General features: G+C 71.6%; 2 protein-coding genes. Both read right to left on the bottom strand.

Features of this window, described 5'->3' with window-relative positions; all coding sequences use genetic code 11:
- The coding region (locus DEIPI_RS0118710) for a DUF4388 domain-containing protein (RefSeq protein WP_027482770.1) at positions 1–438 on the bottom strand (438 nt) is incomplete at its 3' end.
- Positions 439–493: 55 nt separating this feature from the next.
- A partial coding sequence (locus tag DEIPI_RS32600; RefSeq protein WP_045234702.1) for an ADP-dependent NAD(P)H-hydrate dehydratase occupies positions 494–965 on the bottom strand: 472 nt, incomplete at its 5' end.

Raw genomic sequence — 965 nt, 5'->3', positions numbered from 1 at the left:
GGCCTCGGCGGCGCGCTGCGCGACGACGAAGAGGGGTTCTCCGCTGGCGCGGGCGGCGGCGCGGACGCTGCGGCCTTCCTGGAAGCCGGGGAGGGCGCCGCGCAGGACGCGGCTTGGGCTGCCGATGACCTCGCAGACGCGCTGCCATTCGTCGGCGAGTCGGCCCCATTCGGTGGTGAGGTGGGCGAAGGGCATGAGGGGACGGCCGCCTTCCTCGCGGCCGTGGAAGACGAAGCGGCCGCGTTCGGGGGAGGGCGGGAGGGTGAAGATGGCGTCCAGACCGACCCAGTCGAGCACGCCTCCGTCGACGATCTCGCCGTTGACGAAGGTGAGCGCGAAGGGAATGGGGGCGCCGACCTCCAGCACGCCGGTCTTGCGGCTGAAGTGCATCAGTTCGAGCACCCCGATGAGTGGGAGGTCTGCCAGTTCGCCTTGCATCGCTGAAGTAGTTTAAAGGATTTCTAAGTTGAGGTCATGAAGAAAGCGGACACCCTCACATCTCTCTCAGGATGCGGCCCACGGCGTGCGCGACGTCCGTCGCGACGAGCCCGTTGCCGTACTCCTCGTGGACGAGGTCCCCGGCGAGCGCGTGCACGGTCACGCCTGCGAGCGCCGCGTCCCGCGCGGCCAGCCCCTGCCCCAGCAGCGACGCGATCACGCCCGACAGCACGTCGCCCATCCCGCCCGTCGCCATGCCGGGATTGCCGAAGGGGCACAGCCACAGCCCGTCCGGCGCGCAGATCGTGGTGGGGCCGCCCTTGAGGACCACCACGCCGCCGAGACGTTCCCGCAGCCGCGTCGCCGCCGAGAGCGGATCACGCGTCACGTCCCCCACGGAGACGCCCAGCAGCCGCGCGGCCTCGCCGGGATGCGGTGTCCAGACGACCCCGTCGTGACCCGCGCCGCTCAGACCGGGCTGGAGCGCGTCCGCGTCGAGGACCGTCGGCAGGCCCCACGCGAGGACG

This window comes from Deinococcus pimensis DSM 21231 (assembly GCF_000519345.1).
In the GTDB taxonomy this organism is placed as follows: Bacteria; Deinococcota; Deinococci; order Deinococcales; family Deinococcaceae; genus Deinococcus_A; species Deinococcus_A pimensis.
The sequence above is the reverse complement of the archived record's forward strand: the minus strand, read 5'-3'. Positions and strand labels throughout refer to the sequence as shown.